19 protein-coding genes, 1 other RNA gene and 1 riboswitch are annotated in these 15,964 nt (G+C 41.8%); of the genes, 2 read left to right on the forward strand and 18 right to left on the reverse strand.

Annotated elements, in window-relative coordinates; translation table 11 throughout:
• Positions 1–67 precede the first annotated feature (67 nt).
• From ERX27_RS00115 to ERX27_RS00145, 7 genes are all read right to left on the reverse strand, one after another.
• Positions 68–889: a MetQ/NlpA family ABC transporter substrate-binding protein gene (locus tag ERX27_RS00115; RefSeq protein WP_133430780.1), complete on the reverse strand. Its 822-nt coding sequence runs from the start codon at positions 887–889 to the stop codon at positions 68–70.
• Between the two features lie 25 nt (positions 890–914).
• Complete coding sequence (locus tag ERX27_RS00120) at positions 915–1,610, reverse strand: methionine ABC transporter permease (protein WP_420827904.1); 696 nt, start codon at positions 1,608–1,610, stop codon at positions 915–917.
• Positions 1,603–2,628, reverse strand: coding sequence for a methionine ABC transporter ATP-binding protein (locus ERX27_RS00125; RefSeq protein ID WP_133430781.1), 1,026 nt, complete (start codon positions 2,626–2,628; stop codon positions 1,603–1,605). Before ERX27_RS00125 ends, ERX27_RS00120 begins: the two co-directional genes overlap by 8 nt.
• A 67-nt stretch (positions 2,629–2,695) precedes the next feature.
• A riboswitch (SAM riboswitch) is annotated at positions 2,696–2,796 on the reverse strand.
• Between the two features lie 36 nt (positions 2,797–2,832).
• Positions 2,833–3,132, reverse strand: a complete 300-nt coding sequence (locus ERX27_RS00130) for a thioredoxin family protein (RefSeq protein ID WP_133430782.1) — start codon at positions 3,130–3,132, stop codon at positions 2,833–2,835.
• The gene (locus tag ERX27_RS00135; protein WP_133430783.1) at positions 3,092–3,475 is read right to left on the reverse strand and encodes a toprim domain-containing protein; all 384 of its coding nucleotides are present in this window, start codon (positions 3,473–3,475) and stop codon (positions 3,092–3,094) included. Before ERX27_RS00135 ends, ERX27_RS00130 begins: the two co-directional genes overlap by 41 nt.
• A 70-nt stretch (positions 3,476–3,545) precedes the next feature.
• Complete coding sequence (gcvH, locus tag ERX27_RS00140; RefSeq protein WP_133430784.1) at positions 3,546–3,926, reverse strand: glycine cleavage system protein GcvH; 381 nt, start codon at positions 3,924–3,926, stop codon at positions 3,546–3,548.
• Between the two features lie 67 nt (positions 3,927–3,993).
• Positions 3,994–4,347, reverse strand: coding sequence for a Spx/MgsR family RNA polymerase-binding regulatory protein (locus ERX27_RS00145; RefSeq protein WP_133430785.1), 354 nt, complete (start codon positions 4,345–4,347; stop codon positions 3,994–3,996).
• A gap of 135 nt (positions 4,348–4,482) precedes the next feature.
• Here ERX27_RS00145 and ERX27_RS00150 point away from each other — a divergent pair, with 135 nt between their 5' ends.
• Positions 4,483–4,806, forward strand: a complete 324-nt coding sequence (locus ERX27_RS00150; RefSeq protein ID WP_133430786.1) for a thioredoxin family protein — start codon at positions 4,483–4,485, stop codon at positions 4,804–4,806.
• A gap of 25 nt (positions 4,807–4,831) precedes the next feature.
• Here the strand turns inward: ERX27_RS00150 and ERX27_RS00155 are convergent, their stop codons facing one another.
• The 3 genes from ERX27_RS00155 to ERX27_RS00165 form a co-directional block, all read right to left on the reverse strand.
• The gene (locus tag ERX27_RS00155; protein WP_133430787.1) at positions 4,832–5,371 is read right to left on the reverse strand and encodes a nitroreductase family protein; all 540 of its coding nucleotides are present in this window, start codon (positions 5,369–5,371) and stop codon (positions 4,832–4,834) included.
• Between the two features lie 67 nt (positions 5,372–5,438).
• On the reverse strand, positions 5,439–6,164 hold the full coding sequence (aroD, locus tag ERX27_RS00160; protein WP_165983027.1) for a type I 3-dehydroquinate dehydratase: 726 nt from the start codon (positions 6,162–6,164) through the stop codon (positions 5,439–5,441).
• Positions 6,165–6,260: 96 nt separating this feature from the next.
• Complete coding sequence (locus tag ERX27_RS00165; protein WP_133430789.1) at positions 6,261–7,259, reverse strand: M23 family metallopeptidase; 999 nt, start codon at positions 7,257–7,259, stop codon at positions 6,261–6,263.
• Positions 7,260–7,471: 212 nt separating this feature from the next.
• Here ERX27_RS00165 and ERX27_RS00170 point away from each other — a divergent pair, with 212 nt between their 5' ends.
• Entirely contained in the window at positions 7,472–7,894 is a 423-nt protein-coding gene (locus ERX27_RS00170; RefSeq protein ID WP_133430790.1) for a DUF1801 domain-containing protein, read from the forward strand.
• A gap of 13 nt (positions 7,895–7,907) precedes the next feature.
• Here ERX27_RS00170 and ssrA read toward each other — a convergent pair.
• The 8 genes from ssrA to tpiA form a co-directional block, all read right to left on the reverse strand.
• Positions 7,908–8,267, reverse strand: a transfer-messenger RNA (tmRNA) gene (gene ssrA, locus ERX27_RS00175).
• A gap of 85 nt (positions 8,268–8,352) precedes the next feature.
• Positions 8,353–8,814: an SsrA-binding protein SmpB gene (gene smpB / locus ERX27_RS00180; RefSeq protein WP_133430791.1), complete on the reverse strand. Its 462-nt coding sequence runs from the start codon at positions 8,812–8,814 to the stop codon at positions 8,353–8,355.
• A 10-nt stretch (positions 8,815–8,824) separates the two neighbouring features.
• A complete protein-coding gene (gene rnr, locus ERX27_RS00185; RefSeq protein WP_133430792.1) occupies positions 8,825–11,122 on the reverse strand; it encodes a ribonuclease R in 2,298 nt (765 codons plus the stop codon).
• A 15-nt stretch (positions 11,123–11,137) separates the two neighbouring features.
• The gene (locus ERX27_RS00190; protein WP_133430793.1) at positions 11,138–11,878 is read right to left on the reverse strand and encodes an alpha/beta hydrolase; all 741 of its coding nucleotides are present in this window, start codon (positions 11,876–11,878) and stop codon (positions 11,138–11,140) included.
• 93 nt (positions 11,879–11,971) lie between these two features.
• Positions 11,972–12,205 carry a preprotein translocase subunit SecG gene (gene secG, locus ERX27_RS00195; protein ID WP_133430794.1) on the reverse strand — a complete coding sequence of 78 codons (234 nt, stop codon included), beginning with the start codon at positions 12,203–12,205 and terminating at the stop codon, positions 11,972–11,974.
• Between the two features lie 98 nt (positions 12,206–12,303).
• Entirely contained in the window at positions 12,304–13,608 is a 1,305-nt protein-coding gene (eno, locus tag ERX27_RS00200; protein WP_133430795.1) for a surface-displayed alpha-enolase, read from the reverse strand.
• A gap of 72 nt (positions 13,609–13,680) precedes the next feature.
• Positions 13,681–15,216 carry a 2,3-bisphosphoglycerate-independent phosphoglycerate mutase gene (gpmI, locus tag ERX27_RS00205; RefSeq protein ID WP_133430796.1) on the reverse strand — a complete coding sequence of 512 codons (1,536 nt, stop codon included), beginning with the start codon at positions 15,214–15,216 and terminating at the stop codon, positions 13,681–13,683.
• A complete protein-coding gene (gene tpiA, locus ERX27_RS00210; protein ID WP_133430797.1) occupies positions 15,213–15,962 on the reverse strand; it encodes a triose-phosphate isomerase in 750 nt (249 codons plus the stop codon). Before tpiA ends, gpmI begins: the two co-directional genes overlap by 4 nt.
• Positions 15,963–15,964 lie beyond the last annotated feature (2 nt).

Genomic DNA, 15,964 nt, shown 5'->3' on the forward strand with positions numbered 1-15,964 from the left:
TTCATTGAGAATCGTGGTGGAGTGATTGAAAATAAAAAACACTCAGCACAAGGCTGAGTGTTAACTATTAGTTTGCAGCAATAACTGCACCTTTATATTTCTCATCAATAAATTTCTTAACGTCATCAGATTGAAGGGCTTTGACAAGTGCTTTGATTTTAGCATCGTCTTTATGACCTTTCTGTACAGCGATTAAGTTAGCATATGGTGAGTCTTTATCTTCAAGTGCGATAGAATCTTTAACCGGGTTCAGTTTGTTATCAAGAGCGAAGTTAGAGTTGATGATGACCGCATCTCCTTCACCATTGTTAAATGATTTCGGTAAGAATTCAGCTGCCTGCTTGTTGTTGAATTTCAGATTCTTTTTGTTTTCAGCGATATCTTTGAATGTCGCTTTAACCGGGTCTGTTCCTTCTTTTAATTTAATTAAGCCTGCTTTCGTGAAGAATGATAAGAAACGACCTTCTTCAGCTGGGTTGTTTGATACGAAAATTTCAGCGCCATCTGGTAATTCGTCTAATGATTTATACTTTTTAGAGTATACAGCCATCGGTTCGATGTGCACGTTACCAGCTGATTCTAATTTGTAGCCTTTTTCTTTTGTTTCAGTATCTAAGTATGGTGTGTGCTGGAAGAAGTTAGCATCTAATTCACCATCATTTAACAGGCGGTTAGGTGTTGTGTAGTCGTTGATGATCTTGATATCAAGCTTGTAGCCTTCTTTTTCAAGGATTGGTTTAACTTGTTCAAGCAGTTCTGCGTGAGGGGCTGGTGAAGCGCCTACTTTAATTGTTTTATCTTCTTTACCACTTTCCTTTGAGTCTGAGCCACATGCTGTCAGAACAACAGCGAATAACAGAGTGAGTGCAAATACTAAAAATTTCTTCATCGTTTTTCTCCTTTGTTTTTTATATTTAACGTTTATCCGTGCGCTTCGCAAGGAAGTCACCGATAAACTGTATTGCAAAGACAATCAGCAGAATAAAGACAGTTGAGACTAAAATCACATCATTCTGACTGCGGGTAAAACCAACTAAATAAGCAAGGTTACCGAGTCCGCCTGCACCGATGACGCCGGCGATAGCCGTTGCACCGACAAGCGAAATCGTCGTGACAGTGATACCTGAAATAAGTGCAGGCATCGATTCACGAAGCAGTACTTTCCAGATCAATGTCCAGCGGCTTGCGCCCATCGCTTCTGCTGCTTCAATGACACCCTTATCGATTTCTTTCATACCGATTTCAACAAGACGAGCATAGAACGGTGCAGCACCGATGATCAAGGCTGGAAGTGCACCTTTAACCCCGCTGATCGTGCCCATCAGGACATTTGTGAACGGGATGAGGAGCAGAATCAGGATAATAAACGGAATCGCCCGGAACAAGTTGACGAAAAATGCCATGATGTTATAGAAAATCTTAGCACCTTTTGATTTACTGCGTGACGCAAGGAATAACGCCGTTCCGATAATCAGACCAAATACAAACGTAAAGATGGCCGAGATAATCGTCATATAAAGAGTTTCATAGACTGCGACCCAGACATCCGGCCAGACCACATTTTCAAAGCTGAACATTTCTCTCAGCGTGTCCATCATTGTATTATCCACGTCTTTCCACCTCCGCTTCTACACCATGCACCTTTAACTCATCGAACATTCTCTCGACGTCTGCAGTCAGTGCAGGAACATGTACAATCAAATGGCCGAAAGAGCCGTTTTGCGTATGCTTGATGTTCCCTGCAAGTACATTCGCATCCAGATCGTATTTTCTGATCATGCGACTGACAATCGGCTGCCCCGTAGAAGAACCGACAAACTTCAGTCGAAGGATTGCACCTGTCGGATAATGCGCCATGATTTCATCGATAGAGGCTTCGACTTCAGCATCTTTCAGATCGTCTTTGACAAAACGCTGCGTGACGCTGGATTGTGGGTTTTCAAACACCTGCATAACAGGTCCCTGTTCCACGACACGACCATTTTCCATGACAGCGACTTGATGACAGATTTTACGGATGACCTGCATCTCGTGCGTGATCAGAATAATGGTCAGGTTGAGCTGGCGATTGATGTTGACTAACAGATCCAGAATCTCGTCTGTCGTCTGCGGATCGAGTGCACTCGTCGCTTCATCACAGAGCAGGACAGTCGGGTTATTCGCAAGTGAACGGGCAATACCGACACGCTGCTTCTGTCCACCTGATAACTGAGAAGGATAAGCATTTTCACGTCCTTCAAGCCCCACCATACGAATCAGTTCATTGACACGTGCCGTACGCTCCGATTTAGAGACGCCAGCGATTTCAAGTGGAAATGAGATATTATCGAATACAGTACGTGACCAAAGCAGATTGAAATGCTGGAAAATCATACCGATCTTCTGTCTTTTCTTTCTAAGGTCAGTCGGACTGAGTTCTGCTATGTTATCGCCACCGACAACCACATCACCTGTCGTCGGTTTTTCAAGACCATTAAACATACGGATTAGCGTACTTTTACCTGCGCCTGAAAAACCAATGACACCATATATTTCACCTTCGTTGATCGTCAGATTGACATCATCAACGGCAGTAATCGTTCCTTTCTTCGTTGCAAACTGCTTAACTACTTGATTTAACGTAATCACTTACGTACCTCCTTTAAATGAATAAAGCGTCTTTCCCGTAAAGAGAAAGACGCAATGAGTTCATCGTCTCTCATCTTCTAAAGCTCATGCTTTATGTGAATTGGCACCATGTCATAAGACGGTTGCCGGGCTTCATAGGGCACATCCCTCCACCACTCTTGATAAGAGTTATATTCAATTGTTATACATATTAGACTACAATATTTAAATCGTCAATACTTTCCGAATAATTTCATAAATATTTGTGACAGATTCGAATCGGTAGACTGTCTCCACAACTTCATCATCTTTGACAATGAGAAGAACAGGGACACTCATCAACTGATAATTCTGCGCCAGAGACTCCGCAAAATTTAAATCTACTTTCATGATATTGACTTCAATCAGCTCTGGAATGATATCTATTATGCGCTCTGCAACTTTACAAGTGCCACAGAGCGGCGTGTAGCCGAATATCACATAATCACCAGACGGGGCTGAAGGCAAATACTCGCTGACTTTCATCTTCTACTTCCAGACCTTTCACTTCAAACTCATGTTTCATTAATTTTTTGGCAAGGTAATCAACAGGACAGCGGCCGACTTCACCATAAGTCGGATCGATATAGATATGCTTACATTCACTTAAATGACGTTTGAACCAGCTGCGAATGTTCTTTCCAGCTTTATCAGCATCGGTCATCACGTAGACATTATGACCTGTCAGTTCATCGAGCATTTCATCCATTTTACTGATTCCCATCGTGCCGTTCGTGCAAATAATATGTACAGGTTCAGATAAAACTTGTTGTAACTTTTTCTTGTCAGACTTGCCTTCCACAACTATGACTTTACTGATTACAGACATCTCATCACCTTTTCATATGCAATTATAAAAAAAATCCTTGATAAGAATCTTATCAAGGAAATTATAGCATTTACGCGTTAATCATTTCATCATATTGAGCTTGATCAAGTAACTCATTTAATTCATCGTCACTTTCAGTCTCAACTTTGATCATCCAAGCATTTTCGTATGGAGATTCGTTAACGAATTCTGGAGAATCTTCAAGTTCGCTGTTTACTTCTACAACTTTACCACTAAGTGGAGCGTATAATTCAGATACTGTTTTAACAGATTCAACGCTACCGAAAGGTTGTCCTGCTGAAATTTCATCGCCAACTTCTGGAAGTTCAACGAATACGATGTCTCCAAGTTCTGATTGAGCGAAGTCAGTAATACCGATTGTTTTTACGTTTCCTTCTGATTTTACCCATTCGTGATCTTTAGAATATTTTAAGCCTTCAATAGTTGCCACAAAAATCCCCTCCTAATAATGATTACACTCTAATAATGACATAGCATGACGGGTTATTCAACTTTTTTTATAGCCAAATCTGACGATATTGTTCTTCCTTGAATCCAAGTGTTATCTGCTTCCCGTTAGTCGCAAGGGGTCTTTTAACAAGCATACCGTCCGATGCAAGCAGATTTAATTTTTCTTCCAGTGATAACGTTTCCAATTTTTCTTTTAATTCAAGCTCTCGGAACTTGGCGCCCTGACGATTGAATAACTGATCGACATCAACACCTGTATCGTCAACCAACTTCTTGAATTCAGCAGCAGTCGGTGTCAGTTCAACAATATTGACCGGTTCAAAACTGACACCATGCTCCTGAAGAAATTGAGCTGCTTTTCTACATGTTGAACAATTAGGTAACTGATAAAATTTTAGCATCGTCTTCCTCCATACAGTAAGATAAAACAATAGTACCAATATTTTGACAATAGAACAAATGCTTCTTAAGCTCATCGTTTATTTTTTGAGTGATGGTGGTATATACTAAATACAAATACAAAAAGGAGCATGACTATGAGAACAATAAGTCAATATGCAGAATTCGAAGAGATTATTAACCAGGATGAACAGATTATCGTAAAATTCTTTGCTGACTGGTGCCCGGATTGTTCAAGAATGGATTACTGGATTGATCCAATCGTTGATGAGTACCACGATATTACATGGTATAAAATTAACCGCGACCAAGTACCTGAAGCAGCTACAGAAAATGATGTCATGGGCATTCCAAGCCTTTTGATCTTTAAGAATGGCGTAAAACAAGCGCACCTGCACTCAGCCAATGCGAAGACACCTGAAGAAGTTAAAGCATTCTTAGCAGAACATATCGAAAAATAAAAGCCGGCTATGCCGGCTTTTTTCATTAGAACTCACTGATTAAGTTACTGTTTTTACGTGGCTTGTCTTCCAGTTGCTCAGGCAGTTCTGTCAAATACACTAATCCATAGACCATTTCATCATCATGAATGTCAAGCGCTGCATTAAACTTAGGCTCAAACATACTGGCCGGTGTCTTGATACAGCTGCCGATTCCTGCGTCAAAGAGCAGTAACGATAATGTCTGCATATAGCCCCCGATAGCGAGCACGTCTTCAAGGCGCTGTTTCTGTCTGCGGTCTACCGGACCTGCAATAATGAGTATACCACCGAGCTTTTGAGCCATCGCCGTAAAAGCCTGTCCTTTTTCATTATCATTTTTAAAGTTGACTTCAGCAAAGAGTCGCCCATATTCTGATAAGCGGTCTTTTTTCACCCATATAATGCGCCATGGTTCACGCATACCATGGTTAGGCGCATAAGCTGACAGCTCAATCGCCTGCTGAATCTGTGCATCCTCAAAATAACTATCTTGCTCAAATTTCTTGATACTTCTTCTATTGATAATCAAGTCTTGAATAGACATGAGAAAAGCCCTCCCCTAGTTGATAACTATTATCAATTATAGAGAAGGGCTATTATTTTGTAAATGCTTACTGATAAATCTCCATCAGTGCTTTCAGCTGCTGAACATGAAGCTGTCCCGGAGCTGCTTCCTGACCGATATGGCCATAAGTCAGGGCAGAGCCAAATGCGCCTCCTGCCAAACGGCTGAGTTTGCCTTGTTCACCCATCGCTATTCCGACGATGTGATGATCAGAGTCTTGCTTTGTTTCGTAGACAGCTGTCAGAAGCTTAAGGACATCTCGCCCGTCTTCAGGCATGACCGCAAGCTTACTGTAATCCACATTCAGCTGCTGCATATGCTGATAAAGAGCTTTCATTTCCTTTAAGCTAGGGGTGTGATCCATCTCGTGATGAGAAACCAGCACCTGAATACCTTTGTCATGCGCCAGTTCAATCAGTTCGTTACGTAAATCTTCATACAGGAAAAGTTCGATATCAATAATATCGATACCACCCGCTTCAATAATGGAACGATTGAGTGCGTAGTATTCATTAGGTTCGAGCTCGCCTTTACCCCCCTGGCCATGTGTGCGATAAGTAAAGATGATAGGCAGATTACTGAATTTCTCTTTTAATGTTTGCAAGTCTTCCAGATAATCTGAAGTCTCTTCTCCGCCACATAAATCCGCTCTATACTCGATAATGTCAATAAAGAGTTCATTATCTTCTACTTTTTTGTACAGGTCTTCCCACTGGTTCTTATCAGCGGATAAGGTCACCACTATTTTAGATTTCACATTCACTTTGTCCATAACGTTCCCTCCGTTCTCATTATAAATATATACCATTCAAATACATGAAGTAAACGAATAAAAGAGCTCTGAACTAAGTTCAGAGCTCTGATCATTTTATTGTTGATTGACATAGTTTGTCGGATCGACTGAGTACTCATTGCCGACCCCACCTGCCATGCGCTGGAAATGCAGATGCGGTGCAGTAGAATTACCTGTGCTGCCTGATAAACCGATCTGCTGCCCTGCAGAGACAGATTGTCCTGCAGAAACATTCAGTGAATTCATGTGCATGTACCACTGGTAATAATTGCTGTTCGCTTCTTTAATTGTAACCTGGTTACCACCACCGTAGTTACTCCAGCCCGCTTGAATAACCGTGCCGTCAGTCAGAGAGTAAACAGGTGTATTCACAGGCATATCATAGTCAACACCATAATGTGCCCCGCCGCCGTAATATTGACCGTATGGCTGCATTTTACTATAGCTCTTCAGCCAGCTGCTCGTTGCTTTTGCGTTATCAGTTTGAGCTGTTTCAGCTGTCTTCTGTGATGAAGAAGCTTGAGATTGTGGTTGAGTTGCGTTTGCTTGAGTTGAAGCAGTGTTTAGTGTTTGAGTTGTTGGTCGGGCTGCAGACTCATTATATGACTGAGCTGAAGGACTTACGTTTGTATGGCGTTCAGCCACTGGTTGTTCTGTTTTTTCTTCATTGACATTCACAGAAGTCGGAATCTGAGTCATATTCACATTACGGCTCGGCTGCGTAATATCGTAGCCCTCTTTTTCGATTGATTGATAAGATTGAGATGCTGAATAGTTATTATCCGGAATAAACATTTTCAGTTCGCTTTTCGGGAAATAAAAATAATGCTTTTTATTATTGCGATCTGTTAAATAGAAATACCATTCTTTATCATCAAACATACTTTGGTCCCATTTACCATCTTTAGTATGGTGATAATCTCCTTGCATATCTTTTGTATAGTACGAACCGTATTCATATGAATATCCTTTCACGGCCTCGTGAACGATTTCATCTGCCTGAACGTCATAACCTCCTGCTGAATAAAGTGCGAATCCTACACCAAGAGCTGAAGCTGCCATTAATTTTTTCATAAGTTCATTTCCTTTCGAATTTCGTGATAAATTAACTTTAGCAGTATAACAGTTTGAAATAAACACATGTAATTGCTTTGTAGCCATCTCTTAAAATCGTAACAAAGCCGTTAAAAACATAACAACAGAATGACAAGGTGTAATTATTCAGACAATAACAGTATAATAAGTATACTAAAGGAGAGAAGGAGACATTTACGGATTATTATCATATGGTTGATGTTGATAGATTGGAAGCATTTCCTAAAATAATTGAAAAAATCAATCAGCACACCCCTCGTGAATTCACTAAAATGGAAGATTATGGAGGTGTTAGCTATGTCGTACCTCACTCCATCTATCCAGCTGGTTACCACTGTACGCCTGAAAAACCATTACCGTTTCTTTACGTTGTCGCACAAAAGAAACATATCGCCATCTATCATATGGGTCTCTATGCAGATGTTGATCTTCTGAAATGGTTCCAGGATGAATATGCTAAGAGAGACCCCACTAAACTGAATATGGGAAAAAGTTGCATTCGCTTTACGAACATTAAAAAGATTCCTTACGATTTAATAGGTGAACTTGCTGGCAAGATGTCTGCAGAGGAATGGATTGAACGTTATGACACCATGAAAAAAAGCCGCTCATAATGAGCGACTTAAGTAATGGAGACGGCGGGAGTCGAACCCGCGTCCAAAGATCCTGCAGTTAATACTTCTACGTGCGTAGTCACATTATTGTTTGTTCGCCAGCAAGCTGAGAATGGACACCCGACTTGATGGCTAGCCCGATTGATCTCTTCTGTTCAGACTCCAGGCGGAAGTGAACAGCGTATCCTACTTAAGGTTGAACCTCTACATCAGGCACATAGGCGATGCTTGAGAGAGGTGCAGAGTGCGATTAGGCAGCTACTGCGAAATTGTTTGTTTTGCCAGTTATTATAACTGTTGTGTTGATGACGAAGACAACCCTCCGGCACGCTATACTAACCCAAGTGACCCCTGTCGAATCCGTAACGCCCCCTGGATAGAAAGTTGTTATATTAAACTAGCAACATATAGTGTAACAAAATGAAGAGTGTGATGCAAATAACTTGCATCACACTTTTTTAGTATCTTCCTTTCATTGCACGATCTACTTCGCGCTTAGCTTCTTTCGCTTTTAAGGCATGACGTTTATCATAATCTTTTTTACCTTTAGCGAGACCTAGAAGCATCTTGCAGTAACCGTTCTTGATATAGAGTTTTAAAGGTACAAGCGCATACCCCTGCTCTCTTGTCTCACCAAACAGCTTATCTATCTGCTTACGCTTGAGTAACAGTTTACGCGTTCTGAGCGGATCATGATTGAAACGGTTTCCTTCTTCGTACGGCGCAATATGCATATTGTAGACATACATTTCACCTTGATACACGCGTGCGTATGAATCACGTAAGTTCGCACTGCCCCGTCTGATAGATTTGATTTCTGTCCCCTTCAATTCAATGCCCGCTTCGATTGTTTCTTCTATCGTATAGTCATGGCTCGCTTTTCTATTCTGAGCGAGTGTTTTGCCGTCACCTTTTGGCATACTTTCACCTCTATTTCTTCTTGCCACGTCCTGCATTTTTTACAGCTTTCGCTTTGTAGAATGGTTTTTTATTACCATTATTACTGCTGCCACTTCTATTATTTCGTCCTTTGCCACGAGGTTTACGGTTGTCATCACGACCGGCTTTTTTCTCAGTGCGGATAACTGTACCGCGTGATTTACGTTCAATCTGTCTTGGTTCCATTCCGACGATGCTGAAGTCAATCATGCGCTCATCAATATTGACACTAAGCACTTTAATTTTCACTTTATCGCCAATACGGAAGACTTTACCACCACGTTCTCCGATTAATGCCATCTGGCGTTCATCGAAGTGATAATAGTCATCAGTCATGTTCGTATTATGAACCATACCTTCAATGGTATTCTCGAGTTCCACGAACATTCCGAAGTTCGCAACTGATGAGATGATACCTTCGAATTCCTCGCCGACATGCTGCAGCATATATTCCGCTTTTTTGAGATCATCTGTATCACGTTCTGCATCTACTGCACGACGTTCACGTTTAGACGTGTGATCACTGATTTCGACAAGCAGATCTTCCCACTTATCTTGTGCAGCATCGTCCATTGATTTTTCAATGAGATATTTACGAATCAGACGATGTACGATCAAGTCAGGATAACGACGGATCGGCGATGTGAAATGGGTATAATACTGGGCTGACAGACCGAAGTGGCCGAGAGACTGCTCAGAATACTTCGCCTGCTGCATGCTGCGAAGCATCAGCGTTGAAATCACCATTTCCTCTGGCTTTCCTTTGATTTCTTTAGCAATGGTCTGGAGTGTTTTCGGATGAATGTTCTCTGTACCACCCCGCACCATGATACCGAAATTCGCGATGAACTCGAAGAAACGTTTAATTTTATCCGCTTTCGGCTCTTCGTGTATACGGTAGATAAAAGGAACTTTCATATGATGGAAGTGTTCAGCAATCGTTTCGTTTGCTGCCAGCATGAACGACTCAATCAGACGTTCACCTTTGCCGCGTTCACGAATCGCTACATCAAATGGCACACCGTCTTCATTGACCAGAATCTTCGCTTCCTTGAAATCGAAGTCAACTTCACCGCGGCGCTTACGCATGGCAGCTAGAATCGTATTCAGTTCCTGTGCATCTTCAATCATCGGAACAATATGAGCATATTTCTCTCGCAGTTCTTTATCTCCATCCAGAATCTCGTTGACATCACTGTAAGTCATACGTTCATCTGAATAGATGACACTTTGGAATATGTCATGGTTAATGATTTCACCTTGCGGCGTAATCTCCATCTCACAGCTCATCGTCAGACGATCGACCTGCGGATTAAGTGAACAGATACCGTTCGACAGGCGATGCGGAATCATCGGAATCACGCGGTCCACTAAATAGACACTAGTACCACGCTCATAAGCTTCTCTGTCCAGTGCAGAACCTTCTGTCACATAATGACTGACATCAGCAATACTGACTGTCAGAAGATAGTTCTCACCTTTCCGTTCAAGGCTGATGGCATCATCTAAATCTTTTGCGTCAGCGCCGTCTATCGTAATTGTCAGTTTATCTCTTAAATCTCTGCGTCCCTTGATATCTTGAGGACTAATAGCGTCCGGCACACGTTCTGCTTCCTTAATGGCATCTGGTGCGAAATCTATATTGATTCGGTGCTGATAGATGATGGACAGAATATCGACGCCCGGGTCATTTTTATGTCCCAGGATTGCAGTGACATGTCCTTCAGGATTACTGTTGCCGTCAGGGTAAGCAGTCAGTTCGACCAGTACTTTATGCCCTTCAACCGCGCCTAAGTTACGTTTCTTCGGAATGAAGATATCCTGTGTAATCCGTTTATCGTCCGGCAGTACAAAACCGAAGTGCTTTGCTTCCGTATACGTACCTACTACAGTCGTAATCGCGCGGTTGGTAATTTCCTTGATAACGCCTTCTTCACGGCCGTCACGCCCTTTAAAAACTTTGACAAGTACCGTATCCCCGTCCATTGCCTGATTGATCGCATTGGGTGGAATAAAAATATCTTCAATTCCTTCAGTTGCCGGGCGCACAAAAGCAAAACCTTTTTTATTCTGACTGACAATCCCCTCAACATACTCAGAGTCAATCAGCATATAACGATCTTCTTTCGTCCGTTTAATTTTTCCTTTTTGTTCTAGTTCAACGAGCATCTTGACGAGTTCCTTGAATTCATCTGCATTAGAAAGCGCAAGCGCCTGCTCGATATCGCTGATTGCAAGTGCCTCGCCTTTTCTTGTTTGTAAAATGTTTAAAATATCTGTTTGTGTCATAGTCTTCCCCTTTCGTTAGTGAGACCATTCCAGCCCTTCTAAAAATGCAAAATAATCATCGAAGAGCTGTTCTTTTTCCTTATCTATAGTAATGACGTGCCCTGAGTTTTCATACCAGTGAATCTCTTTCACGTCACTCGATGACTCCTCGTAAATAATATTAGCAGAGTCCGGATTAATCATTGTATCCAGTCGGCCTTGTGCGACAAAGAGCGGTGCAAAGACATTATCGACTGTTTCACGAACTTTGACGATGGTCTGCTGAAGATCCTCAAGCAGACTGGTCGGATGAAAAGCGGCCATTTCTCTCTCTATCTGCTCAGCATCTTTGCCTTCACGTTTCTTGAATTCTCTGGCATATTCAAGGACGCCTTCAAACATGTTACCGGTTGTCTTGATATACATTGGAGAGCACATTGTAGCGACACTATTGACATCTCTATTCTGAGAAAGTCTAAGTGCAAAATCGCCACCTAAAGAAAGTCCTGCTACAGCAATATCAGTATACCCTTTCTCTTTCAGGAAGTCATAAGCATCAAGCACCTGTCCCCACCAGACATGCGGACTAGAAGCAAGCAGTTCTTCAGGTGGTACGCCATGACCTTCGTAGTGCGGTGCATAACACGTATACCCTTTCTTCTGCAGATAACGCCCTAATTGTCTGACATCAGAAGAGTTGCCTGTAAAGCCATGCAAAAGAAGCACAGCACGTGGGCCTTCCTCAAAGAAAAATGGTTCAGGTAATCGAATTTTCATGATGATAACTCCTTTTAATGTATTAATTCTATTGTATGTGTTTTTAAGTCCTATTCAAAATAAAAAAGCCCGGTGAATCACCGGACTTATCATCTACATGTTGAAATAAGTTAATGCCAGCATAATTAAGAAGAATAATACTGACAGAACAATCGTTGTACGCAGTAAAATTAAGTCGACACCACGTGTCTTCTGTTTGCCGAATAATGTTTCTGCACCGCCACTGATAGCACCAGATAAACCATTACTCTTACCTTCCTGCAGTAAAACAACAGTAATCAATCCGATACAAACGATGACCAATAAAACGGTAAGCACTGTATGCATATAGGGTCCTCCTACTAATAGTCACTTGCCCTATTTTACCATGAAACTCTCAAAATGAAAACACAAAAAGACACGGCGTCCCGTGTCTTTAAGCATGACTATTTATTTAAGTTGTAGAAAGATTTAATGCCTTCAAACTTAGCAGTTTCATATAACTCATCTTCGATACGAAGTAATTGATTGTATTTCGCAATACGGTCTGTTCTTGATAAAGAACCTGTTTTAATCTGACCTGCATTTGTCGCTACAGCGATATCTGCAATTGTTGTATCTTCTGTTTCACCTGAACGGTGAGAAACAACAGCTGTATATCCAGCTTTCTTAGCCATTTCAATCGCTTCGAATGTTTCTGTTAATGTACCAATCTGGTTCACTTTAATGAGGATAGAGTTACCGACACCTTGTTCAATACCACGAGCAAGGATTTCAGTGTTAGTAACGAAGAGATCGTCACCTACAAGTTGTACTTTGTCGCCTAAACGTTCAGTTAAAGCTTTCCAGCCATCCCAGTCGTTTTCATCCATACCATCTTCAATAGAGATGATTGGATATTTGTTAACTAATTCTTCTAAATAATCTACTTGTTCTGCAGAAGAACGTTTCGCGCCGCCTTCGCCTTCAAACTTCGCGTAGTCATAAACACCGTTTTCGTAGAATTCAGAAGCTGCACAGTCAAAGCCAAGGTAAACATCTTGTCCTGGTTCAAGACCTGATTTTTTGATTGCTTCTAAGATTGTTTCAACACCATCTTCTGTTCCTTCGAAACGAGGTGCAAAACCACCCTCATCGCCCACTGAAGTTTCAAGTCCACGTTCTTTTAAGATTGATTTTAAGTTATGGAAGATTTCAGCGCCCCAGCGTAAAGCTTCTTTAAATGTTTCAGCGCCTACTGGTAATACCATAAACTCCTGGAAAGCGATTGGTGCATCTGAGTGAGAACCACCGTTTACAATGTTCATCATTGGAACTGGTAACTGAACACCGTTGAAGCCGCCTAAGTATTTGTATAATGGCTGACCTAAATAGTCAGCAGCTGCACGAGCAACAGCCATAGATACACCTAAAATTGCGTTGGCACCAAGTTTACCTTTGTTCGGCGTGCCGTCTAACGCGATCATCATTTTGTCGATAGACACTTGCTCAAGTACAGAGAATTCACCTTCGATGATTTCTGGAGCAATAATTTCGTTTACATTTTCAACAGCTTTTTCTACACCTTTACCTGAATAGCGTTCTTTATCGCCGTCACGTAATTCAACTGCTTCATGTTCACCAGTTGATGCACCTGATGGTACAAGTGCACGACCAAATGCACCGCTTTCAGTTAATACTTCTACTTCGATTGTCGGATTACCACGTGAGTCAAGGACTTCGCGTGCATATACGTCTGTAATAATTGGCATAGTTAAAACTCCTTTGAATGTATTTTCTCTTATATTATTGAATATTCACTGTATTTAATCAACTAATATCTTTTACTTTTGAATCAGTGATTCTCCAGTCATTTCAGCTGGTTGATCGATATTCATCAGATCAAGTAACGTCGGTGCGAGATCCGCAAGGCGACCACCTTCTCTAAGCGTCATCGTTTCATCTGTGACGATAACCGGAACCGGGTTCGTTGTGTGAGCTGTCATCGGCTGGTCATCCATCGTAATCACTTCATCTGAGTTGCCATGGTCTGCTGTAATAATGGCACGACCACCTTGTTCAATGATCTTGTCCACTACAGCACCCAGGCATTCGTCTACAGCTTCAATCGCTTTGATTGTCGGTTCAAGTTTACCGCTGTGACCGACCATATCCGGATTAGCAAAGTTGAGGATAATCAGATCAAGGTCTTGTTTATCCAGTTCAGCAAGCAGTGCATCTTTGACTTCATAGGCACTCATTTCAGGCTTAAGATCATAAGTTGAGACTTTTGGTGAATTAATCAGTACACGACGCTCTTCAGCGAACTCATCGTTTCGCCCGCCACTCATGAAGTAAGTCACATGCGGATATTTTTCTGTTTCAGCGATACGCAGTTGTTTTTTACCTGCATTCGCCACCACTTCACCGATTGTATTGACCAGATTTTCTTTTTCGAAGACTACATCTGCTTTAATTGTGTCGCTATATTTAGTGAACGTCACAAATTTAATACCGATTAAGCGACGGTCCATTTCAAATCCGACAAATTCTTCGTTCGTATAGACTTCTGATAACTGCGCCGCACGGTCAGGACGGAAGTTGAAGAAAATCATACCATCACCGTCATTGACTCCTGTATTCTCATGTCCCACTTCGTGATCTTTCACAACGAAAGGTACAACGAATTCATCTGTCACACCTTCTGCATAGCTTGCTTTAACACCTTCTGCAGCAGTCTTGTATTCTTTACCTTTACCGTAAGTCATCGCATCGTATGCCAGCTGTTCACGTTCCCAGCGTTTGTCACGGTCCATCGCATAATAACGGCCAGAAACAGAAGCGAACTGTCCGATTCCGAGTTCCTTGAACTTCGCTTCAGTATCTTCAATGTATTGAAGCGCCGTTTCCTGACCGACATCACGACCGTCAAGAAAGGCATGGACGTAGACATGTTCTACGCCTTGCTTTTTAGCCATTTCTAACAGGGCAAAGAGATGATGATAATGACTGTGTACGCCGCCATCAGATAACAGTCCCATTAAGTGCAGAACGCTGTCATGTTCTTTAACGTGCTTCATCGCATCGAGCAGTACCTGATTCTCAAAAAAGTCGCCATCTTCAATCGATTTATTGATACGCGTCAAAGACTGATAGACGATTCGACCAGCACCGATATTCAGATGTCCTACTTCAGAGTTACCCATCTGACCCTCAGGCAGTCCAACATCAAGACCTGAAGCTTTCAGCTGATTATGCGGGTACTTGTTGAAGTAGCGATCAAAATTAGGTTTATGCGCTTGCTTAACAGCGTTCCCTTTGATTTCGTCTCGATTAGCAAAACCATCTAAAATGATAAGCGCTGTTGGTTGAGTCATTATTTTGCACCTTCTAACAATTTAACGAATGAATCTACTTCAAGAGAAGCACCACCGACTAAAGCTCCGTCGATATCAGGCTGTGCCATATATTCTTTAACATTGTCAGGTTTTACAGAACCACCATACTGAATACGCACTGCTTCAGCTGCTTCTTTAGAGAAGTCTTTCTCTACAACTGAACGTACGAACTGACAACTGTCCTGTGCATCCTGTGATGTTGCCGATTTGCCTGTTCCGATTGCCCAGATAGGTTCGTAGGCAATTACAGCCTGTTTAACCTTCTCTTCAGTAAAACCTTTAAGTGCTGCAGAAACCTGTTTAGAGATGACTGTTTCAAACTCTTTTCCTTCACGCTGCTCTAACGTTTCACCGACACAGATAATCGGTGTCATATCATTTTTGAAAACAGCAAGCGCTTTTTTATTCACATCTTCATCTGTTTCGTGGAAGTACTCACGACGTTCTGAGTGACCAAGCACAACGTATTTAACGCCTAAGTCTTTAAGCGCAGCTGGACTCGTTTCTCCTGTGAATGCACCACTTTCTTCGAAGTAAGCATTTTGTGCCCCGATATTTAATCCTTCAACGTTCGCACTTACAAGCGCATCCAGCTGGATAGCAGGCGCACATATTACAGTATCTACTTCTTCTGCAGAAGGTAACTGCGGTAAGTTCTGAACGAAATCTTTAGCTTCCGCTACTGTTTTATTCATCTTCCAGTTACCTGCAATAATTGGTTTTCTCATTA

Source organism: Macrococcus brunensis (assembly GCF_004359615.1).
Classification (GTDB): domain Bacteria; phylum Bacillota; class Bacilli; order Staphylococcales; family Staphylococcaceae; genus Macrococcus; species Macrococcus brunensis.

Bases quoted from the DNA above. Each gene is read 5' to 3' on its own strand.
- ERX27_RS00115 (WP_133430780.1), bottom strand. From the start codon at position 889: ATGAAGAAATTTTTAGTATTTGCACTCACTCTGTTATTCGCTGTTGTT.
- ERX27_RS00130 (WP_133430782.1), bottom strand. From the start codon at position 3,132: ATGAAAGTCAGCGAGTATTTGCCTTCAGCCCCGTCTGGTGATTATGTG.
- ERX27_RS00135 (WP_133430783.1), bottom strand. From the start codon at position 3,475: ATGTCTGTAATCAGTAAAGTCATAGTTGTGGAAGGCAAGTCTGACAAG.
- ERX27_RS00145 (WP_133430785.1), bottom strand. From the start codon at position 4,347: ATGCTAAAATTTTATCAGTTACCTAATTGTTCAACATGTAGAAAAGCA.
- ERX27_RS00150 (WP_133430786.1), top strand. From the start codon at position 4,483: ATGAGAACAATAAGTCAATATGCAGAATTCGAAGAGATTATTAACCAG.
- ERX27_RS00155 (WP_133430787.1), bottom strand. From the start codon at position 5,371: ATGTCTATTCAAGACTTGATTATCAATAGAAGAAGTATCAAGAAATTT.
- aroD (WP_165983027.1), bottom strand. From the start codon at position 6,164: ATGGACAAAGTGAATGTGAAATCTAAAATAGTGGTGACCTTATCCGCT.
- ERX27_RS00165 (WP_133430789.1), bottom strand. From the start codon at position 7,259: ATGAAAAAATTAATGGCAGCTTCAGCTCTTGGTGTAGGATTCGCACTT.
- ERX27_RS00170 (WP_133430790.1), top strand. From the start codon at position 7,472: ATGGTTGATGTTGATAGATTGGAAGCATTTCCTAAAATAATTGAAAAA.
- smpB (WP_133430791.1), bottom strand. From the start codon at position 8,814: ATGCCAAAAGGTGACGGCAAAACACTCGCTCAGAATAGAAAAGCGAGC.
- rnr (WP_133430792.1), bottom strand. From the start codon at position 11,122: ATGACACAAACAGATATTTTAAACATTTTACAAACAAGAAAAGGCGAG.
- ERX27_RS00190 (WP_133430793.1), bottom strand. From the start codon at position 11,878: ATGAAAATTCGATTACCTGAACCATTTTTCTTTGAGGAAGGCCCACGT.
- secG (WP_133430794.1), bottom strand. From the start codon at position 12,205: ATGCATACAGTGCTTACCGTTTTATTGGTCATCGTTTGTATCGGATTG.
- eno (WP_133430795.1), bottom strand. From the start codon at position 13,608: ATGCCAATTATTACAGACGTATATGCACGCGAAGTCCTTGACTCACGT.
- tpiA (WP_133430797.1), bottom strand. From the start codon at position 15,962: ATGAGAAAACCAATTATTGCAGGTAACTGGAAGATGAATAAAACAGTA.